The sequence below is a fragment of the Blastococcus aggregatus genome (assembly GCF_900221005.1).
Classification (GTDB): Bacteria; Actinomycetota; Actinomycetes; order Mycobacteriales; family Geodermatophilaceae; genus Blastococcus; species Blastococcus aggregatus.
Genome location: NZ_OBQI01000005.1, coordinates 358,103 through 380,380, shown reverse-complemented (window position 1 = coordinate 380,380; position 22,278 = coordinate 358,103). Strand labels below are relative to the sequence as shown.

At 72.9% G+C, this 22,278-nt stretch carries 17 protein-coding genes and 1 pseudogene; 10 read left to right on the top strand and 8 right to left on the bottom strand.

Features of this window, described 5'->3' with window-relative positions; translation table 11 throughout:
* Positions 1–147: 147 nt before the first annotated feature.
* From mobF to CRP29_RS17500, 5 genes and pseudogenes are all read left to right on the top strand, one after another.
* Positions 148–2,823, top strand: a pseudogene (gene mobF, locus CRP29_RS17520) (MobF family relaxase); the annotation flags it as partial.
* A gap of 208 nt (positions 2,824–3,031) precedes the next feature.
* Positions 3,032–3,247, top strand: a complete 216-nt coding sequence (locus tag CRP29_RS17515) for a helix-turn-helix transcriptional regulator (RefSeq protein ID WP_097196325.1) — start codon at positions 3,032–3,034, stop codon at positions 3,245–3,247.
* Between the two features lie 32 nt (positions 3,248–3,279).
* The gene (locus CRP29_RS17510; protein ID WP_097196324.1) at positions 3,280–3,534 is read left to right on the top strand and encodes a hypothetical protein; all 255 of its coding nucleotides are present in this window, start codon (positions 3,280–3,282) and stop codon (positions 3,532–3,534) included.
* The gene (locus CRP29_RS17505; RefSeq protein ID WP_097196323.1) at positions 3,531–3,854 is read left to right on the top strand and encodes a hypothetical protein; all 324 of its coding nucleotides are present in this window, start codon (positions 3,531–3,533) and stop codon (positions 3,852–3,854) included. The genes CRP29_RS17510 and CRP29_RS17505 overlap by 4 nt, the downstream gene beginning before the upstream one ends.
* 49 nt (positions 3,855–3,903) lie before the next feature.
* Positions 3,904–5,049 carry a site-specific integrase gene (locus tag CRP29_RS17500; RefSeq protein WP_097196322.1) on the top strand — a complete coding sequence of 382 codons (1,146 nt, stop codon included), beginning with the start codon at positions 3,904–3,906 and terminating at the stop codon, positions 5,047–5,049.
* 21 nt (positions 5,050–5,070) lie between these two features.
* On the opposite strand, the gene CRP29_RS17495 is transcribed toward CRP29_RS17500, so the two are convergent.
* A complete protein-coding gene (locus CRP29_RS17495; protein WP_097196321.1) occupies positions 5,071–6,723 on the bottom strand; it encodes a DUF262 domain-containing protein in 1,653 nt (550 codons plus the stop codon).
* 333 nt (positions 6,724–7,056) lie between these two features.
* Entirely contained in the window at positions 7,057–8,493 is a 1,437-nt protein-coding gene (gene glnA, locus CRP29_RS17490) for a type I glutamate--ammonia ligase (RefSeq protein WP_097196320.1), read from the bottom strand.
* 163 nt (positions 8,494–8,656) lie between these two features.
* Between glnA and CRP29_RS17485 the strand changes: the two genes are divergently transcribed.
* Together CRP29_RS17485 and CRP29_RS17480 are read left to right on the top strand one after the other, a co-directional pair.
* Entirely contained in the window at positions 8,657–9,076 is a 420-nt protein-coding gene (locus CRP29_RS17485) for an RDD family protein (protein ID WP_097196319.1), read from the top strand.
* A gap of 79 nt (positions 9,077–9,155) precedes the next feature.
* Positions 9,156–9,689: a GNAT family N-acetyltransferase gene (locus CRP29_RS17480; protein WP_097196318.1), complete on the top strand. Its 534-nt coding sequence runs from the start codon at positions 9,156–9,158 to the stop codon at positions 9,687–9,689.
* 52 nt (positions 9,690–9,741) lie between these two features.
* On the opposite strand, the gene CRP29_RS17475 is transcribed toward CRP29_RS17480, so the two are convergent.
* The 3 genes from CRP29_RS17475 to CRP29_RS17465 all read right to left on the bottom strand — a co-directional run bounded on the left by CRP29_RS17475 (position 9,742) and on the right by CRP29_RS17465 (position 12,757).
* Positions 9,742–10,509: a DUF4191 domain-containing protein gene (locus CRP29_RS17475; protein ID WP_097196317.1), complete on the bottom strand. Its 768-nt coding sequence runs from the start codon at positions 10,507–10,509 to the stop codon at positions 9,742–9,744.
* 71 nt (positions 10,510–10,580) lie between these two features.
* Entirely contained in the window at positions 10,581–11,555 is a 975-nt protein-coding gene (gene lipA / locus CRP29_RS17470) for a lipoyl synthase (RefSeq protein ID WP_097196316.1), read from the bottom strand.
* An 83-nt stretch (positions 11,556–11,638) separates the two neighbouring features.
* Positions 11,639–12,757, bottom strand: a complete 1,119-nt coding sequence (locus tag CRP29_RS17465) for a hypothetical protein (RefSeq protein WP_141437160.1) — start codon at positions 12,755–12,757, stop codon at positions 11,639–11,641.
* A gap of 114 nt (positions 12,758–12,871) precedes the next feature.
* Here CRP29_RS17465 and CRP29_RS17460 point away from each other — a divergent pair, with 114 nt between their 5' ends.
* Positions 12,872–13,801, top strand: coding sequence for an LLM class F420-dependent oxidoreductase (locus CRP29_RS17460; RefSeq protein ID WP_097196314.1), 930 nt, complete (start codon positions 12,872–12,874; stop codon positions 13,799–13,801).
* A gap of 9 nt (positions 13,802–13,810) precedes the next feature.
* On the opposite strand, the gene CRP29_RS17455 is transcribed toward CRP29_RS17460, so the two are convergent.
* Positions 13,811–16,099 carry a putative bifunctional diguanylate cyclase/phosphodiesterase gene (locus CRP29_RS17455; protein WP_245852977.1) on the bottom strand — a complete coding sequence of 763 codons (2,289 nt, stop codon included), beginning with the start codon at positions 16,097–16,099 and terminating at the stop codon, positions 13,811–13,813.
* A gap of 270 nt (positions 16,100–16,369) precedes the next feature.
* On the opposite strand from CRP29_RS17455, the gene leuS reads away from it, so the two are divergent.
* Both leuS and CRP29_RS17445 read left to right on the top strand, forming a co-directional pair.
* Positions 16,370–19,285 (top strand): leucine--tRNA ligase, encoded by a 2,916-nt coding sequence (gene leuS, locus CRP29_RS17450; protein WP_097196312.1) that lies wholly within the window; start codon positions 16,370–16,372, stop codon positions 19,283–19,285.
* Positions 19,286–19,317: 32 nt separating this feature from the next.
* On the top strand, positions 19,318–20,349 hold the full coding sequence (locus CRP29_RS17445) for a GNAT family N-acetyltransferase (protein WP_097196311.1): 1,032 nt from the start codon (positions 19,318–19,320) through the stop codon (positions 20,347–20,349).
* A gap of 9 nt (positions 20,350–20,358) precedes the next feature.
* On the opposite strand, the gene lipB is transcribed toward CRP29_RS17445, so the two are convergent.
* Positions 20,359–21,018, bottom strand: coding sequence for a lipoyl(octanoyl) transferase LipB (gene lipB / locus CRP29_RS17440; RefSeq protein ID WP_097196310.1), 660 nt, complete (start codon positions 21,016–21,018; stop codon positions 20,359–20,361).
* Positions 21,015–22,271 carry an NAD(P)/FAD-dependent oxidoreductase gene (locus tag CRP29_RS17435; RefSeq protein WP_097196309.1) on the bottom strand — a complete coding sequence of 419 codons (1,257 nt, stop codon included), beginning with the start codon at positions 22,269–22,271 and terminating at the stop codon, positions 21,015–21,017. The genes lipB and CRP29_RS17435 overlap by 4 nt, the downstream gene beginning before the upstream one ends.
* Positions 22,272–22,278 lie beyond the last annotated feature (7 nt).

The window sequence follows — 22,278 nt, the reverse complement described above, 5'->3', positions numbered from 1 at the left end:
GCTCGTCGCTAACAAGCAGGTCTTTACTACAGAACGGCACGCATGCTACCAATAGGGGTAGTTCGGGCCCCGCCTTGCGGGGCCCACCGTCGTTTCTGGGGGTGACATGTTGGTCATTGTTGGGTGGCGCGGAAATTGCATGGCGGAATGAAGGTGTACGCCGGGTCGGCGGCGGCTGCGCGGGCGTATCTGGAGGCCGACCGAGGCCGCGCTGATGACTACTACCTGGCCGAGGGCACCGGCCTGGCCCGCCGCTTCACGGCCACCGCCGGGCGGGTGGAGGAGCTGGCGCCGTTGACGGGGGAGACCTACGAGAGCTGGGTGGCCGGCCGGGGCCCGGACACCGGCGCGCCACGCGGGCGGCTGCGTACCGACGAGCGGGCGGTGAGGTTCGTGGAGGTGGTGGTCAATGGTCCGAAGTCCTGGTCCCTGGCCGCCGCGGTGCACGACGACGTCGCAGCCGCCTACGACGCCGCCCAGGACCGTGCCGCGCCCGAGATCATCGGCTGGCTCGCCGCCCACGCGACCACCCGGGTCGGCCCGCGCGGCGGCCAGGCCCAGGTGCCGCTCGAGGCGTTGGAGGCGGTGACGGTGCGGCACTACACGTCCCGCGCGGGAGATCCGCACCGGCATCTTCACCTGCAGATCAACGCCCGAGTGTTCGCCGCCGACCAGTGGCGGGGGCTGCACACCGTCGGCGTGCGTGACTTCCTCGCTGCCATCAACGGCATCGGACACGCCGCGGTCGCCTGCGACCCGCAATTCCGTGCCGCGCTGGCCGCCCACGGCTACACCGTCGATGCGACTGGAGAAATACTGGAGCTCGCCGAGTACGTCGGTCCGTTCAGCGCCCGGGCGGCGCAGATCGGGCGCAATCTGGACCGCTACGAACGCGACTGGATGGCCGCGCACCCCGGCGAATCTCCGGGGCCGGCGCTGCGGCGGGCATGGGACGCCCGGGCATGGGCCGACGGCCGCCCGGACAAGGTCATCCCCCGCTCGGGGGCCGACCTCACCGCGCGGTGGAGGGCCGAGCTGGCCGCCCTCGGCTACCGCGATCCCGACCGACCGCTCCAGCTGCGGCCCACCCCGATCGGCGTCCTGGACCGCGACCGCGCAGCCGACCAGATCCTCACCCGGCTGGCCGCCGGCCGCTCCGCGTGGAACGCCGCCGACCTGCGCGGCGAGGCCGAACGGCTGCTCGCCGCCGCCGCCGGCGTCGTCGCTGCGGCAGCGGTGCGCGGCGAGCTGGCCGAGGACCTCACCGCCCGCGCCCAGGACCGCTGCCTTCCGCTGCTGGACCGCGACGGGGTACCCGAGCACATCCGGGCCTGGACCTCCCCGGCGGTGCTCGAGGTCGAGGCCGACCTGGCCGCCCGCCTCGCCGCCCGCGGCACCCACCACGGCGCAGATGCCGACCTACGGCCGGACCGAGTGACCGGCGGGGAGCAGCTGGATGCCGGGCAGGCCGGCACCGCGGCCGCGCTCGCCGGGCACCGGCCGCTGGTGGTGGTGGAAGGCGCGGCCGGAGCGGGCAAGACCACCACCCTGGCCGCGGCTCGAAGACGACTGGCCGAACAGGGGCGGCGGCTGGTGGTTGTCACCCCCACCCTGAAGGCGGCCAGGGTCGCTTCCGCCGAGGTTGGCGCCACCGCCGGCTCGGCAGCCTGGCTGGCCTTCCAGCACGGCTGGCGCTGGACCGACGACGGCACCTGGACCCGGCTCAACCTTGGCCAGGCTGACCCTGTCACCGGCGTCCCCTACGCCGGCCCGGGGGCCGCAGCCCACCTCGCTCCCGGGGACCTGCTGGTCGTCGACGAGGCCGGCATGCTCGACCAGGACACCGCCCGAGCCCTGCTGGTCGTCGCCGACGAGCACCACGTGCGGGTGGCGCTGCTCGGGGACCGGCACCAGCTCGCCGCCGTCGGCCGCGGCGGGGTACTGGACCTCGCCGTGCGCCGGGTCGACCCGGCGGCGCACATGACCCTCGACCGGGTGCACCGCTTCACCCGCACCAACCAGGCCGGGCAGACGGTGCCCGACACGGAGTACGCCAACCTGACCCTGGCCATGCGCGGCGGGAACGACTCAGGCCGGGTGTTCGACTCCCTTGCCGCCCGCGGCCAAATGCGTCTGCACCCCGATCATGCGAGCCTGTCCGTGGCGCTGGCCGCCCTCGCTGCTGAGCACCACCGCCGCGGCGAGCAGGCAGCGATCGTGGTGGACACCCGCGAGCAGGCCGCCGAACTGGGCGCCGCGATCCGGGAGAGGCGAGTCGCCGACGGGCTCGTCGATGACGTCCGGGTAGCGGTCACCGGGGCGGGGCAGCGGATCGGCGCCGGGGACCGGATCGCCACCCGCCGCAACGACCGAGCACTGCGCGTGGCCAACCGGGACATCTGGACCGTCACCGCCGTCGGTCCCTCCGGGGCGCTGGCCGTCGTCCCGGCCGACGTCACCCCGACCGGCGCGGTCCCGGCCGGTGTCACCCCGGGTGTCACCCCGGCGGGGGCGGGGGAGCGGCTGCTGCCCGCCGGTTACGTCACCGCCCACGTCGAGCTGGCCTACGCCAACACCGCGCACGGCGTGCAGGGCGACACCGTCACCTCTTCGCATGTGGTGATCGGCGAGCACACCGGCGCCGCGTCGGCCTACGTCGGCATGACCCGCGGCCGCACTGCGAACACCGCGCACCTGGTGGCCGCGGACCTGGCCGAGGCGCGGCAGCAGTGGATGGCGGTGTTCGGCCGCGACCGCGCCGACCTCGGCCCCGCCCACGCCGCCCAGCTCGCCGCCACCGAAGCCGCCCGCTACGCGCACCCCGACGTTCCGCGGCCGGAGTCCGAGCGCCGTGGTCCGTCCCTCACCCGGGGTGGCGCCGCCCCCGGCCTCGGGCGATGAGCCGCACCGGCGACTGCAGACCAACAGGAGAATCCCGGCAGGATCTGGCGGTCGGCTGTCACCAAGGGACCCCGATTGGCGCCTTCTGCAGGTGACGGGGCCCAGCCCACCGACTACACCGGAGCCGACCATGACTGACCACACCACCAGCCGCGAACCTGAGCTGCTCACCATCACCGAAGCCGCCGAGCTCCTGCGCGCCCCCGTCGCCACGCTGCGCTACTGGCGCCACCTCGGCACCGGCCCGCGCAGCTTCCGCCTCGGCCGCCGCGTCCTCTACCGTTCCGACGACGTGCGCGCCTGGGTCGACGCCCAGCACGGCCAGGACCGCGCAGGTCAATCTTGACGGATCATGTTGTGTCTGACAATACTGATGGCTTGGAGATCCGGTTCACCCAGTCGGCGCGCAAGCATCGCGTCGGCCGGACCTCCGCCCGCCACGTCCTGGCCGAGACCCGACCGACGCCGGTCACCGCGACCAGCGGGGCCGACGCCTGGCTCTACATCGGCCTCGACGAACGAGGCCGAGAACTGGAGATCATCGCCGTCGAGGTGCAGCCGGCCGACGGCGGCCAGCACTACCTGCTGGTCATCCACGTCATGCCGACCCGCCTCCGAGGAGAAAGCCCGTGACCGAGCGCACCCCGCCGCCCATCACCTCCAGCACGCCGATCGGACCTGATGTCGACCTCGACCGGGACGACGTCCGGCTAGCCGACGGGACCCGGCTGACCGAGCAGCAGGCCGCGGACATCGTCGACGAGGTCCGGCGCCGCGGCGGCCGCCCCTCCCTCACCGGCCGGGCCGCCGTCTCACCGCGCATCGCCTTCCGCGTCGATCCCCGCGTCCGGGACAGCGCCGCCCAGATCGCCGACCGCGAAGGCAAGACCATCTCCCAACTGGCCCGTGAGGCGCTCGAAGCGCGGGTCGCCGCCGAGCGATCGACCTCTTGATGCTGGGTCGGCATCCTCGCTCCGCCTGAGTTGCAGATCGGAGAAGCTCGTGCCTTTTCGCAGCATTCAGGACCGGTGGTACGTCACCGACCCGGCCACGGGGAAGCGCGTGCAGAGCCCCCGGTACGGGCGGGGCATGCGCTACCGGGCGCGCTACAAGGACGCCGCGGGCAAAGAGGTCACGCAGGCCTTCGCCGACAAGGAGAAGTCCAAGGCGCAGCGGTGGCTCGACGAGGTCACGACCAGCCAGGTGACCGGCACCTACGTTGACCCGAAGACCGCTCGGACGACTGTCTCCGAGTGGTGCGCGACCTGGCTGGCCGGCTACGCCACTCGCCGCCCCCGCACGGTGCGGCAGGCGCGGGTGCACATCGCCCAGATCACCGCCGCGTTCGGTCCGATGCCGCTCTCGGCGGTGCGGCCGTCCTCGGTCCGCTCGTGGACGGTTGAGCTCAAGGCCGCCGGCCTTGCCGACAGCTACGTCTATGCGCTGCACTCGCGGCTGTCCCAAGTCATGAGCGACGCCGTGCACGACGGGCTGCTGGCGCGCAACCCGTGCTCGCGCCGCACCTCACCAGGGGCCGGCGGTCAGCGCCCGTACGTCGCGACGACCGAGCAGGTGTGGGCGCTACACGACGCGGTCGCCGACCACCTGCGCCCGGCGATCCTGCTCGGGGCGTTCGTTGGGCTGCGCACCGCCGAGGTCGTGGGACTGCGGGTCTGGGACGTCGACTTCATGCGCGGCGTTGTGCGGCCGGTGCAGCAGGGCGACGGCGAGCCGCTCAAGAGTGAGACGTCCCGCACGCCGCTGCCCATCCCGCAGGAGCTGTCGGTGGAGCTCTCGGCGGCGGTGGCGCGATGGGGCGGGGACCACGTCGTCACCGACGGCGCTGGCCTGCGGACCTCAACATGGGCGATCGAGCGCGCGATCCGCTCGGCCCGGCCGACGGTCCCCGAGCTTCCCGACGCCTTCCGCTTCCACGACCTGCGGCATTACCTGGCGTCGCTGCTCATCGGCAGTGGGCTCGACGTCAAGGTCGTCCAGCACCGGCTCCGGCACGGCAGCGCCAAGACGACGCTGGACACCTACGGGCACCTGTGGCCAGACAGCGACGAGTCCGCACGGACCGCCGTTGGTGCTGTGCTGGCGGCCCGTTCGGACTCGCTGGGGGTCGCTAACCCCTCTGGGCGATGAACTGGTAGCAAGGCGGACAGTTCAGAGGGGCCAGGCAGCAGGCGCGAGAGCTGCAAGATCCATTGCGCGCTTGTCGACGTCGTCCTTGGTCCACGACTGCTGTTCCTTCAGGGCGGCGGTCACCCGGAAGGCCGACGTGCCGTAGGCGGAGATCTTTTCCGCGAACGGCTTGTCTTCCAGGCCCTTGTTCAGCTGCCTTTCGAGAAGAGCCATGTTGCCCAGGGTCTCCACGTAGGTCAGCTTCACCGCGTCGTTCTTCGCTTCGGCCCGCGGCATGAGGTGCTCGAGCGTGACAGTCCGGCTGCTCCAGTCGGGCAGCCCGTCCAGCGTCTCGCCGAGCTTGGAGCGATGTGCACGCTCGAGCATGGCCAGCAGGTACTTCGCCCGGGGAAGAGCGATGTTGCCGAACGCCCGGAAGTCGTCCGTGAACTCGCGGTCGCTCACGATGATGGTCAAGAGGGCATCGCGGACGTCGACCTGATTCTTCGCCGTGCCGTTGCTGACCATCTGTGCCGCCTTGCTGAACGCCTTCTCCGCCACGCTGCCGCCGAGGCGGCCGGCGAAGAGCGCACGGATCGACCAGTTGGTCACCTTGGTGAAGAGCCTGGCCGCCTTGACCTTGTCGTCGCCCCACCTGGCGAAGGCGGCCATGATCAGTGGATAGCTGCTCTCCAGGCCAAACCGCCTCATAGCGAGCACGGAGTCCCGCATGTCGAAATCGAGGGAGTCCCACAGCGCGCTGTCCACGTCCTTGAGCGCGAGGTAGGTGGCGCGGGCGCTGTCGAGCTGCTGGACGTACTGCTTGACCTTGGTGTGACCGGTGCCGATGTCGTCCTGGATCGCCTTGTACAGCTTCCGGGTGGTCACGTGCCCATGGCGGGACATGTAGTCGTAGCGCAGGAACTTGACGAACTCCTCGGGTTTGTCGAAGTCCCCGCTGATCTTCGTCCACGCCGCCTGGACGAACGTGAAGTTGTGCTTGGCCTGGCTGAACAGGTAGTTCTTCAGCAGGTCGGCGGTAGTGAGGTCGGCGCCCCGGTCGTTCAGGGTCTCGAAGATGACGTAGGCCTCGGGGAGGTCGTGCGCCACCGCGACGAGGACCTGAACCTCCTCGTCCAGCTGGGTCGTTATCTCGATGAGTCGCCGGTAGTCGCTCTCGCTCGGGGCGATCTCCTTGAGGTAGGCGGTGCACTGCCGGTACGCGTCAGCGATGGGGGAGTCGCCCTCGGCGGGCAGGGGCGCCCGTGCGAGAAGCAGGTCGTACACCGGCTGGTCATCGGGGTTCAAGACGATGCGCTCGACCAGCTCTTCCGAGTCCAGGTCGTACCCGCGCAGGTAGGTCTCGTCGATGTGGGTGGCGGACTTCTCCTTCTTGAAGTCGCGCAGCGCATCCCGGATCGCAACCAGAAGGATCGCCGTCGTCGCGAGCCGCTGCTGACCATCGACGATCTGCTGGCGGGCGCTGTCTGCGGAGTTGGCAAAGACGACGGTCCCAAGGAAGTAGCTCGTGCTCTTCTTGCGAGCGGTCTCCAGGTCGGACAAGAAGTCCGCGACGTTGCCCTCGTCCCACGAGTAGCTCCGCTGGAAGGCCGGCACCTCGAGGAGCCGGTCCGCCAGCAGGTGACTGATGCGGTCGTGGTCGAACTGTGTCGGATCTGCCATGACATCCCCCACGACGCGTTTCCTGCTCAACGCCAGCGTAGTTGGGCGTCTGCGCCCGGTAACGGCCCCTCGGTCACCGGTTAGGCCTGCGGTCGGCCAGTACGTCGCGCCTCGCCGCTCATCTGAGCGCAGCACGCCACCACCTTCGACGGCAGCCGTCGAAGGTGGTTCTGAACCGAGCCGCGCCACGCAGCGCACTGGAGCAAGAGCCTCCGGCGCACCTGTGGCCGGACAGCGACGAGACCGCACGGGCCGCCGTTGGTGCTGTGCTGGCCGCTCGTGGGGACTGGATGGGGACTGAGCGGGCTGACCTGCGGTAAACCGCAGGTCAGCCCGTTGTCAGACTCAGATGTCGTAGTACATCGCGAACTCGTGCGGGTGCGGGCGCAGGCGGATCGGGTCGATCTCGTTCGCCCGCTTGTAGTCGATCCACGTCTCGATCAGGTCGGGCGTGAAGACCCCGCCGTCGATCAGGTACTCGTGGTCGACCTCGAGCCGGTCGAGGACGGCGTCCAGCGACGCGGGCACCTTCTCGATGCCCAGGGCCTCCTCGGGCGGCAGCTCGTAGAGGTCCTTGTCGACCGGTGCCGGCGGCTCGATCTTGTTCTTGACGCCGTCGAGGCCGGCCATCAGCATCGCCGAGAAGGCGAGGTAGGGGTTGGCCGACGGGTCGGGGACGCGGAACTCGATGCGCTTGGCCTTGGGGTTGTCCCCGGAGATCGGGATGCGGGTGCAGGCCGAGCGGTTGCGGGCCGAGTAGACGAGGTTGATCGGCGCCTCGTAGCCGGGCACCAGGCGGTGGTAGCTGTTCACCGTCGGGTTGGTGAAGGCCAGCAGCGACGGCGCGTGCTTGAGCAGCCCACCGATGTAGTGGCGGGCCATGTCCGAGAGCCCGGCGTACCCGGTCTCGGCGTGGAAGAGCGGCGAGCCGTCCTTCCAGAGGCTCTGGTGGCAGTGCATGCCCGAGCCGTTGTCACCGAACAGCGGCTTCGGCATGAACGTGACGGTCTTGCCGGCGGCCCAGGCGGTGTTCTTGATGACGTACTTGAACAGCATCAGGCTGTCGGCCGAGCGCAGCAGGGTGTCGAACTTGTAGTTGATCTCGGCCTGACCGCCGGTGCCGACCTCGTGGTGGCCGCGCTCGAGCTCCAGCCCGGCGTTGGCCAGGTTGACCATCATCGTGGAGCGCAGGTCGCTCTGCTGGTCGTAGGGCTCGACCGGGAAGTAGCCGCCCTTGGCGCGGGTCTTGTAGCCCAGGTTCGGGCCGACGCCGTTCTCGCCGGTCAGGGAGCCGGTGTTCCAGGAGCCCTCGACCGCGTCGATGTGGTAGTAGCCCTCGTTGATGCCCGTGCCGTGCCGGATCGAGTCGAAGATGTAGAACTCCGCCTCGGCGCCGAAGTAGGCGGTGTCGGCGATGCCGCTGGCGGCGAGGTAGGCCTCGGCCTTCTTCGCCACGTTCCGCGGGTCGCGGCTGTAGGCCTCGCGCGTGATCGGGTCGTGGATGAAGAAGTTGATGTTCAGCGTCTTGTGGATGCGGAACGGGTCGACGTACGCGCTGCTGGCGTCGGGCAGCAGCAGCATGTCCGACTCGTTGATCGTCTGGAACCCGCGGATCGACGAACCGTCGAAGCCCAGGCCCTCGGAGAACGTGTCCTCGCCGAAGGTCGACGCCGGGATGGTGAAGTGCTGCATGACGCCGGGCAGGTCGCAGAAGCGCACGTCGACGAACTTGACGTCGTTGTCGCGGATGTAGGCGGCGACCTCGTCGGGACTGTTGAACATCGATCCTCCGGGATTGTGGACGGTCGAACGGAAAGCTACGAGCGGGGAGTTGCCCCCGGGTGTCCCGTGTGTTTCGGGGCGGTAACACCGCGGCCGGCGTGTCGCGAGGCACCGTTCCACGGGCCCGCCGGGTGCTCGCGAGCCAGGTTCTACCCTGGCGTTCATGGTCAGGGACGTGTCGTCACCCTCTCAGGAGCGCCCGCGGGGCGCCTCCCTGGGGCTCCCCGCCGAGGGCGCCGGCTCGCTGGCCGCGTTCAGCACGCGGATCGGCGCCTTCCTGATCGACTCGCTCGCCGCGGCCCTGATCGCCGGGCTGTTCACCGCTCCGGACCTGCCGGGCAACTGGAGCCTGCTGTCGTTCGCGGTGCTCACCGTCGCGTTCCTGGTGGTCGCCGGTCAGACCCCCGGCATGCGGGTGCTCGGCCTGCGCCTGGCCCACCCGCGGCCCGGCCAGCGGCTGGCCCCCTGGCGGGCCGTCGTCCGCACCGGGCTGCTGATCCTGCTGGTGCCGGCGCTGCTGGTGGACGCCGACGGCCGCGGTCTGCACGACCGGATCACCGGGACGGCGGTCGTCCGCGACTGAGCAGGCGAACGCCCGGGAGCCGCACTCCACGGGCCGAAGGCGGTGGACCAGCTCGCGGCTGGTGCCCGAGGCTCCACGGATGATCGTCCGACGCGAGCGCGCTTCCGACCACGACGCAGTCCGCACGCTGGTCCGTGCCGCCTTCGCCCGCGATCCGGCGACCGGGACCGAACGGGCTCCGGAGGACGTCGTCGAGGCCGGATTGCTCGACGAACTCCGCGAGGATCCCGGCTTCCTGCCGCACCTCTCGCTCGTGGCCGTGACGGACGACGAGATCTCCGGTCACGTGATCGCCACCCGCGGGTGGCTCGAGCCGACCGGAGAGCCGGTGCTGGGGCTCGGACCGCTCGGCGTGCTGCCCGGGGCGCAGCGGCGGGGGATCGGGACTGTCCTCGTGCACGCCGTGCTGGCGGTGGCCGAGGCCGCCGACGAGTCGCTCGTCGCGCTGGTCGGTGAGCCGGCGTACTACCGCAGATTCGACTTCCGGCCGGCCACCGAGCTGGGCATCGCGGCGCCCGACCCCGCCTGGGGCGGCTACTTCCAGGCCCGGTGGCTCGTGGAGCCGCGCACCGGCGGCACGTTCCGGTTCGCCGAGCCCTTCACCCGGCACTGAGACGCCGAGGGCCCCGTCCGGATCGGACGGGGCCCTGGTGGAGGTGCGGGCGTCAGCGGCGGCGGACCTGGCGCTGGCTGATCGACATCTGCCGGCCACCGGGCAGCGGGCCGCCGGGAACCGGCATCTTCGGCCCGCCCAGGGCGCTCAGCCGGCGGCCGAGGGTGTTGACCTCGGCCGCGCTCAGGTTGCGGGGCAGCTTCATGACGTGGGAGCTCAGCTTGGGCAGCGGCACCATGCCCTCGCCGTCGCCCACGAGGATGTCGTAGATCGGGGTGTCGCCGACGATCCGCGCGACCTTCTTCTTCTCCTGCGCGAGCAGGCTGCGCACCCGGGACGGCGCGCCCTCGGCGACCAGGATCACCCCGGGCCGGCCCAGCACGCGGTGCACGGCGTCGAGCTGGGTGGTGCCGGCCACGCCGGAGGAGACCCGCCAGTCGCCGCGCATGCCCTCGAGCACCCAGGCGGCGGCGCCCGGCTGCCCCTCCACCTGGCGGTAGGCCGACCCCTGCGCGCGACGCCCGAAGACGATCAGCGCGGCCAGCAGGCCGAACAGCAGGGCGAGCGGGATGAAGACCAACGGCAGGCTGAGCAGGATGCCGATCAGCTCGACCACGGCCGCGACGGCGACGAAGGTGATCAGCAGGATCCAGGGCAGCTTCGGGTCGTTCTTCGCGGTCAGCGAGTACGCCTGCTTGATCATGCGGGCGTTGTTGCCGAGCTTCTTGAGCCGGCCGACCTTCGGGTTGCCCTTCTTGTCCAGCTTCGGTGCCTTGACGGAAGCGGCGGTGGAGCCGGACGAGGGCTTGCTGCGTGCCATGCCCCCAGGATAGGGGCGAGCCGCCGATCACCCGCGCGCGCCGAGCGGGACGCCCGGCGCGCGACCCGGACTCAGGGCCGGACGGCGAACCCGCGGGCGGCTGCGGCCTGCTGGTAGAGCCGCCCGGCGCGGTACGAGCTGCGCACGAGCGGGCCGGCCAGCACACCCGGGAAACCGATCGCCTCGGCGTCGGCCTGGAAGCCCACGAACTCGTCCGGCTTGACCCATCGGACGACGGGGTGGTGCCGCGGGGAGGGGCGCAGGTACTGGGTGATCGTGAGCAGGTCGCAGCCGGCGTCGAACAGCGCCTGCATGGTCTCGCGAACCTCGTCGGGCTCCTCGCCCATGCCCAGGATCAGGTTGGACTTGGTGACCAGGCCGGCCTCGCGGGCCGCGGTGATCACCGCGAGCGAGCGCTCGAAGCGGAAGCCCGGGCGGATCCGCTTGAAGATCCGCGGCACCGTCTCGACGTTGTGCGCCAGCACCTCCGGCCGCGAGGAGAACACCTCGGCCAGCTGGGCGGGGTCGGCGTTGAAGTCGGGGATGAGCAGCTCGACGCCGCAGCCGGGGAGCTGGGCGTGGATCTGGCGGACCGTCTCGGCGTACAGCCACGCGCCGCCGTCGGGCAGGTCGTCGCGGGCGACGCCGGTGATCGTCGCGTACTTCAGCCCCATCGTGGCGACGCTCTCGGCGACCCGGCGCGGCTCGTCGGCGTCGAAGTCGGCCGGCTTGCCGGTGTCGATCTGGCAGAAGTCGCAGCGCCGGGTGCACTGGTCGCCACCGATGAGGAAGGTGGCCTCGCGGTCCTCCCAGCACTCGTAGATGTTGGGGCAGCCCGCCTCTTCGCAGACCGTGTGCAGGCCCTCGCGCTTGACCAGGGATTTCAGCTCGGTGTACTCCGGGCCGGTCTTGAGCCGGGTCTTGATCCACTCGGGCTTGCGCTCGATCGGCACCTGGCTGTTGCGGACCTCGAGCCGCAGCAGCTTGCGGCCGGCCGGCGCGATGGTGGAGTCCTGGGCGGGGACCGGGGGCGCCGTCTCGCTCATGATCTCCACGGTACGCCCGCCGCATGCCGCAGCCCCCGTCGCGGAGGCGACGGGGGCTGCGGCGTGGAGCACAGGCGAGCGGGTCAGACGGGGTTGCCCTTCGGGCCGGCGGTCGGGCCCTCGTCGGCGTTGCCACCGCTGGTGAACGGCTGCGGTGCGTCCGTGCCGTTCACCGTCTCGCCGTCCGGACCGTCTCCCTCGACGAGCTGCGCGTCCCGGACGCCCATGTCGGACTCGTTCGGGGCGGAGTCGCCGGACTGGTCGGCGGTGGAGACGGTCTTGTCGGAGTTCTCGGGGAAGCTGGGCACGGGGTCCTCTCGGTAGCTGGGCACCGGGCCGTCGCCGGCAGGCGCGGGGGTCCAGTCGTCGGTCTTCCTGCGGCGGAGGACGACGAACGCCGCCGTACCCAGCAGCAGAGCGCCGAACACCCACGTCCACCGACGGCGCGGCTCCGGCTCGACGCCGGCCTTCCGCTTGACCGTCGCGACCGTGGCCACCGCCGCCTTCTCGAACTCCCGGTGCTTCTTCCCGGCGTTCTTGCGCGCCTTCTTGGCCGCCTTGCGCGCCTTGCGGCCGGACTCCGCGGCAGCCGCCGCGAGCTCGGCCCGCCGCGCGTCGAGCTCGCTGCGGGCGCTGTCGACACCGGCAGCCAGCGTCTCGCGAGCGCTCTCCAGGGCGGGCGCCACGGCGCCGCGGGCGGCGGCCACCCGGGGGGTGGCGTACGCGAGCGCGGCCACCTGGGCGGCCTCGAGCCGCGGGACGACGTCGTCCTTGAGCGACTTCTGCGCCGCCTCGACCCGGGGGCCGAGGTCGGCGGCGGCGCGGGCCGCCGCCAGCTGGGCGGCGCTCACCGCCGAGGCGACCCGGGGTGCGGCCGCGTCGCGGGCCGCCTCCACGCGGGGCGCCAGGTCGGCCGCTGCCTTCGCGGCGGCCGCCTGGGCGGCCTCCACCTTCGGCGCGATGCTGTCGCGGGCGCTCGCCACGGCCGGAGCCGCGGCGGCGACCGCGGCTGCCACCTTGGGGGCGACGGCCTCACGGGCCGCCTCGTATGCGGGTGTGGCTGCCTCGCGGGCCGCCGCCACCCGGGGGCTCATCTGCTCTGCGGCGTACCGACCTGCCTGGGTGGCCGCCACCCCGAGGTGGGTGAAGCCCTCCTGCAGTTCGGCGCCGATGACCTGACCGCGCGTCTTCTTGCGGAACACGAGCTGCACCTCCGAATTGATCGCTTGGCGATCATCCTGCCCGGTCGGGCGGCTGAGCACACCCTCACCCTAGGCCGGAGGGCGCAGCGGCTCCGGTGTGGCTAGCGTCGCATCGTGCAACTCCGCATCTTCACCGAACCGCAGATGGGCGCCACCTACGACGACCTGCTCGCCGTGGCCCGGCGCACCGAGGAGACCGGCTTCGACGCCTTCTTCCGGTCCGACCACTACCTGACCATGGGCGGCGACGGCCTTCCCGGCCCGACCGACGCCTGGCTCACCCTCGCCGGCCTGGCGCGGGAGACCAGCCGCATCCGGCTCGGCACGCTCATGACGGCGGGCACGTTCCGGCTGCCCGGCCCGCTGGCGATCTCCGTCGCCCAGGTCGACCAGATGAGCGGCGGACGCGTCGAGCTCGGCATCGGCTCGGGCTGGTTCGAGAAGGAGCACACCGCCTACGGCATCCCGTTCCCGTCGCTGGGGGAGCGGTTCGACCGGTACGAGGAGCAGCTGGCGATCATCAGCGGGCTGTGGAGCACGCCGCCGGGGGAGACCTTCGACTTCGTCGGCGAGCACTACCGGTTGACGGACTCGCCGGCGCTGCCCAAGCCCGTGCAGGCCGGCGGCATCCCCCTCCTCGTCGGCGGCGGGGGGAAGAAGCGCACGCCTCGGCTGGCTGCCCGGTACGCCGCGGAGTTCAACGTGCCGTTCATGTCCGCGGAGGACAACGCGCGGCTGTTCGCCGGGGTCCGCGCGGCGTGCGACGAGGCCGGCCGCGACCCGTCGTCCCTCGTCTACAGCTCGGCGCTGGTGCTGTGCGTGGGCAGGGACGACGCCGAGCTCGCCCGCCGCGCGGCCGCCATCGGCCGGGACGTCGACGAGCTGCGAGCGCACGGCGTCGCCGGGACGCCCGCCGAGGCGGTCGACATCCTGGGCCGCTACGCCGAGGCGGGTGCTCAGCGGGTGTACCTGCAGGTGCTGGACCTCTCCGACCTCGACCACCTGGACCTGGTGGCGGGCGAGGTGGCGCCGCAGCTGGGCTGAGCGGCCGGTTCAGACGTGCGCTCGCGCCGCCCGGGACGCCCGGCGCGCCGCGAGCCAGGTGAGGAAGTCCGGCACCGGCATCGGCCGGGCGATGCCGTACCCCTGGGCGATGTCGCAGCGCAGGGCTCGCAGCACGTCAGCGGTGCGCTCGTCCTCGACCCCCTCGGCCACGAGCCGCAGCCCGAGGGCGTGGGCGAGGGCGACGGTGTGCTCGACGATCGCGGCGGCACGGGGGTCGTCGGCGACGTCGCTGGTGAGGCTGCGGTCGAGCTTGAGCTCGTCGGCAGGCAGGTGCCGCAGGTAGGCCAGGGAGCTGTACCCCGTGCCGTAGTCGTCGATCGAGGTGCGCACCCCCAGGGTGCGCAGCTCGGACAGCACCACTCGGCCGCGGTCCGGATCGGCCATGAGCGTGTCCTCGACCAGCTCGAGGGTCAGGGCGCCGGCCGGCAGGCCGTGCCGCGCCAGGGCCGCGGTCACCGTGGCAGGCAGGTCCAGGTCGGTGACGTTGGCGGCGGAGAGGTTCACCGACACCGGGACGGCGTGCTCGGGCCACCAGCGGGCGGTCGCGGCGAGGGCCAGCCGCAGCACCTGGTCGGTGAGCGGGCGGAGCAGACCGGCCTGCTCCGCGGCGGGGAGGAACGCCGCCGGGGCGAGGAGCCCCCGCGTCGGGTGCTGCCAGCGGACCAGCGCCTCCGCGCCCACGGTGGTGCCGTCGGCGAAGGAGACCTGGGGCTGCAGGTGGATGACCAGCTCGTCGCCCTCGATCGCCGTCCGCAGCTCCTCCATGGTGCGCAACCGGTCGCCCGTGCCGCTGAGCGGATCCGGGACGTGGACGTGCACCCCGGTGCCGGCCCGCTTCGCCGCGTACATGGCGATGTCGGCGCAGCGCAGGAGCTCCTGGACGGTGGCCGCGGGGACGGGCGCGGTCGCGATGCCGACGCTGACGCCGACGTGCAGCCGGATGCCCTCGATCCGGAACGGGCGCAGGATCTGGGCGCGGAGTTGCTCGGCCCGCTCCTGCGCACGCTCCAGGGCGGCATCGGGGAGCAGGACGGCGAACTCGTCGCCGCCGAGCCGGGCGAGCGTCTCGCCGGGTGCCAGGGCAGGGAGCAGGCGGGCACCGATCCGGCGCAGCAGCTCGTCCCCGGCACCGTGACCGAGGCTGTCGTTGACCTCTTTGAACCCGTCGAGGTCCAGCAGCAACAGGGCGGCCGGTCGCCCGGCCGTGGCGGCCGCCAGCGTCCGTTCGGCCACCTCGAGCAGCGCCCGGCGGTTGGGCAGGCCGGTGAGCTCGTCGGTGCGGGCCTCCTGCCGGACCTCGTCGAAGGACCTGACCTCCCGGAGGGTCAGGGCGGTGCGCGCGAGCGCGGCCACCACGGTCCCGGTCGCCAGCCACGCGGCGGCGACCGGCAGGTCGGTGCCCCACCCGATCGCGAGGACGACGAGCCCGCCCACGGTGGCGCCGAGGGGCAGGACGAGCAGCTGCCAGCCGAGGCGGGCGCGAGAGCCGTCGGGGTCCTCGCGCGGCGCCGGCCGCGGGATGGCCCGCCGGGCCGCGGTGGCGGCCAGCACGATGCCGGCCAGCCACGCCAGGTCCGGCCAGCCGTCCCCGACCTGGGCGCCGGCCGGCGTGCGGGCGAACAGCACGAGGTCGCCGACCAGGACGCAGCCCAGCGACGCCGTCATGAGGACCACCGTCGGGTCCAGCCGCAGGCCGAGGACCGATCCGATCGCGATCAGCAGCGCGAACAGCAGGACATCGGTGGCCGGCAGTACGAGCTGCACGAGGGGCAGCGGCTCGCTGCCGTCGGACGCGGTGAGGTGCGGCCCGAGGAGGAAGGCGAGCCCGACCGCGGTGGTGCCCAGCGCTCCGATCAGGCCGTCCAGCCACATGCTCGGGTGGAAGCGGGGGACCCGCGCCCGGACGAGCCCGAGCAGCGTGACCCACAGCGTCAGGTAGGAGACCAGGGCCAGGCCGTCCACGACGGTCACCCCCCAGGGGCCGAGGAGGTCGGTGCGGGCGGTGAACGTCCGGCCCGAGTTGGCCAGGGCGCTGATACCCAGGCAGACGGCCAGCGCCCGCCAGGGCAGCCGCTCCCGCGGGACCCGTCGCGCGGCCGCCCAGGAGAAGGCGGCCGCCGGGAGGTAGACCGCGTTGCGCAGCAGTGTGTCGGCGACCAGGTCCCAGCCCGCACCGGTGGGCCGCACCAGGAGGCTGCCGGCGTAGGCCAGGACGAGCGCAGCGGGGAGGAGGGCCACCGGACCCGGCCGGGGCAGGCGGCGGTGCGGGACCGTCACTCGCGTCGTCCGCTCCACCCCGAGGGCATCGACCCGTCTCCGGGCCGGCTGCACCTCCCCGGCGGACGGTGCGACCCGGAAGGGGGAGCCGCGCCCACCGGCGGGGACGCCGGAGCTCCGGGACCGCGGGAGTACCATGCACGCGTGACCAGGCGGCTCCTGCTTGCCAGGCCGTGTTGACCTCCAGACCTCCTGTCAGCACGGCGACCCCTCCTGCGTGAGGGGTTTTTTGATGTCCGCCGCCGGTACCAGTCCCCGGGAGCACGAACGATGAGCCAGACGGCCGACCAGCCCAGCGTCGAGCAGGCAGCGGGTGACCTACCCCCGCACCGCTACACGCCCGCGCTGGCCCAGCAGATCGAGCTCTCCTGGCAGGACCGCTGGGAGGCCGAGGGCACCACGAACACGCCCAACCCGACCGGGCGGCTGAGCGCGGGCTTCGAGCGGGTCGCCGACCGGCCGAAGTTCTTCGCGATGGACATGTTCCCGTACCCCTCGGGTGCCGGCCTGCACGTCGGGCACCCGCTGGGCTACCTGGGCACGGACGTCACCAGCCGGTTCCGCCGCATGGACGGCGACAACGTGCTGCACCCCATGGGCTACGACGCGTTCGGCCTGCCCGCCGAGCAGTTCGCCGTCCAGACCGGGCAGCACCCCCGGGTGACCACCGAGGCCAACATCGCCGCGATCAGCACGCAGCTGCGGCGGCTGGGCGTCGACCACGACCAGCGGCGCACCTTCGCCACGATCGACCCGGGCTACTACAAGTGGACCCAGTGGATCTTCCTGCAGATCTTCGGTTCCTGGTTCGACGAGGACGCGAACAAGGCCCGCCCGATCGATGAGCTGGTCGCCGAGCTGGACGCCGGCACCCGCGAGCCGGCCGCCGGCGCCAACCCCACGGGCCGGCCCTGGGCGGAGCTGGCCGACCGCGAGAAGAAGGCCGTCGTCGACGGGCACCGGCTGGCCTACCTGAACGAGGCGCCGGTGAACTGGTGCCCCGGCCTGGGCACGGTGCTCTCCAACGAGGAGGTCACCGCCGACGGGCGCTCCGAGCGGGGCAACTTCCCGGTGTTCCGGCGCCCGCTCAAGCAGTGGATGATGCGGATCACCGCCTACGCCGACCGGCTGCTCGCCGACCTGGACCGGCTGGACTGGTCGGACTCCCTCAAGCACATGCAGCGCAACTGGATCGGCCGGTCGACCGGTGCGAAGGTCCGGTTCGCCGTCGGGGCGGGGGGCGGGACAGCCGGAGCTTCCGAGGCGATCGAGGTCTTCACGACCCGGCCGGACACCCTGTTCGGCGCGACCTACGTCGTCCTGGCTCCGGAGCACCCGCTGGTCGGCGCGCTGACCGCCGACGCGTGGCCCGACGGCGCCGACCCGCGCTGGACCGGCGGCGCGGCCACCCCGGCCGAGGCCGTGCGCGAGTACCAGCGGCAGGCCTCCCGCCGCTCGGAGCTGGACCGCCAGGACGCCGGCCGCGAGAAGACCGGCGTCTGGCTGGGCGTCACGGCGGTCAACCCGGTGAACGGCCGCGAGCTGCCGGTGTTCATCGCCGACTACGTGCTCACCGGCTACGGCACCGGCGCGATCATGGCGGTGCCCGGCGAGGACACCCGTGACTTCGAGTTCGCCGAGGCCTTCGGGCTGCCCGTCGTCCGCACGGTGCAGCCGCCGGCCGACTTCGAGGGCGGCGCCTGGACCGGCTCCGGCCGGATGATCAACTCGGCGAACGACGAGATCTCGCTGGACGGCCTGGAGAAGGCCGAGGCGATTGCGCGGATCACCGCGTGGCTGGTCGAGCGGGGCGCCGGCGAGGCGACGACCACCTACAAGCTGCGCGACTGGCTGTTCAGCCGGCAGCGCTACTGGGGCGAGCCGTTCCCGATCGTCTACGACGAGGACGACCGCCCGGTCGCCGTCCCGACCTCGATGCTGCCGGTGCTGCTGCCCGAGGTCGACGACTACTCGCCCAAGACCTTCGCCGACGACGACGCCGACTCCGCGCCCGAGCCGCCGCTGTCCCGCGCCACCGAGTGGACGACGGTCACCCTCGACCTGGGCGACGGGCCGAAGGAGTACCGCCGCGAGACCAACACGATGCCCAACTGGGCCGGGTCGTGCTGGTACTACCTGCGCTACCTGGACCCGGGCGACGACGAGCGGATGGTCGACCCCGAGCTCGAGCGCTACTGGATGGGCCCGCGTCACGACGGCGACACCGGTGGCGTGGACCTGTACGTCGGCGGCGTCGAGCACGCGGTGCTGCACCTGCTCTACGCCCGCTTCTGGCACAAGGTCCTGCACGACCTGGGCCACGTGTCCAGCGAGGAGCCGTTCCGCCGGCTGGTCAACCAGGGCTACATCTCGGCCTACGCCTACACCGACGAGCGGGGCTTCTACGTGCCCGCCGCCGAGGTCGTCGAGAAGGACGGCCGGTTCCTCTACGAGGGCAAGCCGGTCAACCGCGAGTACGGGAAGATCGGCAAGAGCCTCAAGAACATGGTCACGCCGGACGAGATGATCGGCGCCTACGGGGCCGACACCTTCCGCGTGTACGAGATGTCGACCGGTCCGCTCGAGCAGTCCCGGCCCTGGGAGACCAAGGCCGTCGTCGGCTCCCAGCGGCTGCTGCAGCGGATCTGGCGGGTCGTCGTCGACGAGCAGACCGGTGCGGTCCGCGCGGCCGACGACGTCGAGCCCGCCGAGTCGACCCTGCGTGCTCTGCACCAGGCCATCGACGGCGTCCGCGACGGCTACACGACCCTGCGGTTCAACATCGCCATCGCGCGGATCACCGAGCTGACCAACCACCTGACCCAGGCCTACGGCGCGTCGTCGCCGGTGCCGCGGGCGGTGGCCGAGCAGCTGGTGCTGCTGGTGGCGCCGCTCGCCCCGCACCTGGGCGAGGAGCTGTGGTCGCGGCTCGGCGGCGAGGGGTCGGTGGCCTGGGCCCCGTTCCCGACCGCGGATCCACGCTGGCTGGTCGAGGACACCGTGCAGGTCGCGGTGCAGGTCAACGGCAAGGTCCGCTCGCAGGTCACCGTGCCGGCCGACGCCGACGCCGCTGCGCTCGAGGCCGCCGCCCGCGCCGACGACAAGGTCGCCGGCTACCTGGACGGCGCGACGATCCGCCGCGTGATCGCCGTCCCGGGCCGGCTGGTCAACTTCGTGGTGGCCTGAAAAGCCGTTGCGTCCGGCGGTAGAACGGACGGGTGACGACCACCGCGCTCCGGCTGCTCGAGCTCGGCCCTGACGACGACGCCTTCGCGCCCTGGTGCGACGTCTGGGCCGCCGCCGAGCTCGCCGACCGGCCGGACGAGGCGCCGCGCCCGACCGCCGAGCACGTCGTCCTCGGCCGGCAGCTGCTCGAACCGGGGAGCTCGCGCGACGGCACGCACCGCGCCGCCGTGCTCGGGGACGACGTCGTCGGCGCGCTGCGGCTGATCCACCCCCTGCGGGACAACACCACGGTGACGTTCGTCGACCTCGCCGTGCACCCGGCGCACCGTCGGCGGGGGATCGGTACCGCCCTCCTGGCCGAGGCACGGGCGCTGGCCGCGGCCGCGGGGCGGACCGAGCTGATCTCCGAGGTCGACGAGCCGGGCCCGGACGGCGCCGGACGCCGGTTCGCGCTGCGCTCCGGCTGGGCGTGCGACCTGCTGGAGACCCGCCGCGACCTGGTCCTCCCGGCCGACGAGGCCCGCCTGGCCGCCGTCGAGGCGGAGGCGCGGTGGGCATCGCGCGGCTACGACCTGGTCACCTGGCGGGACCGGACGCCGGACGCCCTCGTGGCCGACCGCGCGCTCCTGGAGGAGCGGATGAGCACCGACGCCCCGCACGGGGACATGCCGGTGGAGGCCGAGCGCTGGGACGTCGACCGGATCCGCGAGGTCGAGGACCTCAACGTGGCTCGCGGCCGGACGGTGCTCTCCGCCGGCGCGGTGCGGAACGGGCGGCTGATCGCCTTCACCGACCTGCACGTGTCGCTGGCCCGGGCCGAGCACGCGCGCCAGGGCGCGACGCTGGTGCTGCACGAGCACCGGGGCCACCGGCTGGGTGCGCTGGTCAAGGCGGCGGCGCTCCGCGACCTGGCGGCGGCGTTCCCGCAGACGCGGCGGATCACCACCTACAACCTGGAGGGCAACGCCCCGATGGTGGCGGTCAACACCGCACTCGGGTTCGAGCCGGCCGGGCAGCTGTCCACGTGGTCCACGCGGCTGCCCGCGGGGGGCCCGGCGGCGTGACCGGGCAGGTCAGGCGGCGGACGCGGGCACGCCGGCCAGCACGGCCCGCATCGCTGCCTCGACCGGGTCGATCGCCTCGGCCACCGGGACGTCGCGGCCGAGCTCGGCCGCGAGCGAGGTGACTCCGGCGTCCGGGATGCCGCAGGGCACGATCGCGCCGAACGCGCCGAGGTCGGGATCGCAGTTGAGCGCGAAACCGTGCATCGTGACGCCGCGGGCGACGCGGATGCCGATCGCCGCGACCTTCCGTTCGGGCCGGAAGCCGGACCCCGGCTCGTCGGCGGGCAGCCAGACGCCGCTGCGGCCCTCGACCCGGCCGGCGGTCACGCCCAGTCCGGCGCAGACGTCGATGAGCGCGCCCTCGAGCCGCCGCACGTAGGCGACGACGTCGACGGGGTCGGACAGCGCGACGATCGGGTAGCCGACCAGCTGGCCCGGTCCGTGCCAGGTGATCTTCCCGCCGCGGTCGACGTCCACCACGGGGGTGCCGTCCACCGGCCGCTCGGAGGCCTCGGTGCGCTTGCCCGCGGTGTAGACCGACGGGTGCTCGAGCAGCAGCAGGGTGTCGGGGCCGTCGCCGGCCACCCGCCGCGCGTGCAGCTCGCGCTGCATCTCCCAGGCCTGCTCGTACGGGACGACGCCTGCCCGGATCACCTGCAGCTCGCTCACGGGCCCAGCGTAGGCCCGCTACCGGCTGAGGGGCGGAGCCGGCGCAGCACCGCCCGCGCGGTTCGGGCGCCGCCGGCCATCGCACCCTGGATGGACGGGGTGTCGCGGTGGTCGCCGCAGACGAACAACCCGTCCCCGAGGTCGACGCCGCGCCGCAGCTGCAGCGGCGGCACGGCTGCGGGCTGGGCGTGCGGGACCGTGACGCTGGTCAGGTGGGCCAGGTCGGCGGGGGCGACGCCGTGGGCCCGCGCGATCTCCTCGCGGACGTCGGCCTCCCAGGTCGGGGCCAGGGTGGAGCTGGCGACCAGCGCCCGGCCGTCGGGGCCGTAGCGGGGCTGGGCGTCGGTCAGGACGGCGCTGTTCACGAGCTGCCCGCCGGGCCGGCCGAGGACCAGGAGCGCCTCGTCCCACGGTGAGCCGGGCAGCACGTGCAGGTGCGTGGTGACCTGGCGCGGTGCCGAGGCGGTCAGCCCGGGCACCAGGCCGGCCGCCGTCGTCGGGTCCGTGGCGACGACGACGGCGTCGGCGGCGATGCGGCCGGCGCCGGTCTGCACGCCCGCGCCCGTGACCGCCGTGACGGGGCAGTCCAGGTGCAGGGCCCCGGCCGGCAGCCGACCGGCCAGCTGCTCGCCCACCGACTGCATGCCGCGGGTCGGAAGCCCGATGCGTCCTCTCACGAAGCTCCGCCACAGCAGGTCCAGGTAGCGGCTGGAGGTCTCCAGCCGGTCCTCGAGGAGCACACCCGCGAGGAACGGCCGGAGGAACCGGTCGAGCACGGTCCCGCCGAGGCCGGCCCGCTGGAGCGCCTCGGCCGCGGTGCGTTCCGGAGCGGCCAGGAGCCGCGGCACCGGCAGGTAGCCGGCGCGCAGGGAGAAGGCGACCAGTGCGGCCTTCTCGCGCAGCGAGCCGATCGGCGCGGTCGCCGTCCTCGGCAGGGACGCCGGCCGGCTGCGCGGATCGACGACGGCGGAGGACCGCCCGTCGACCCAGATCCGCGCACCGGTGAGGAACCAGCCCAGCTCCAGGGCGTCGAGGTCGAGGTCGGCGACGCGGGGATAGCCGGTGTTCAGCACCTGGAAGCCGCGGTCGACGACGAAGCCGTCGATCCGCTCGGTGGCCAGCCGGCCCCCGGCGTGCCCCGCGGCCTCCACGACGTGGACATCGCACCCGGCGTCCGCCAGGCGGGTGGCGGCGGAGAGGCCTGCCAGGCCCGCGCCGACCACCACGACCTCAGCCCGCACCGGAACCGTCACCGACCCA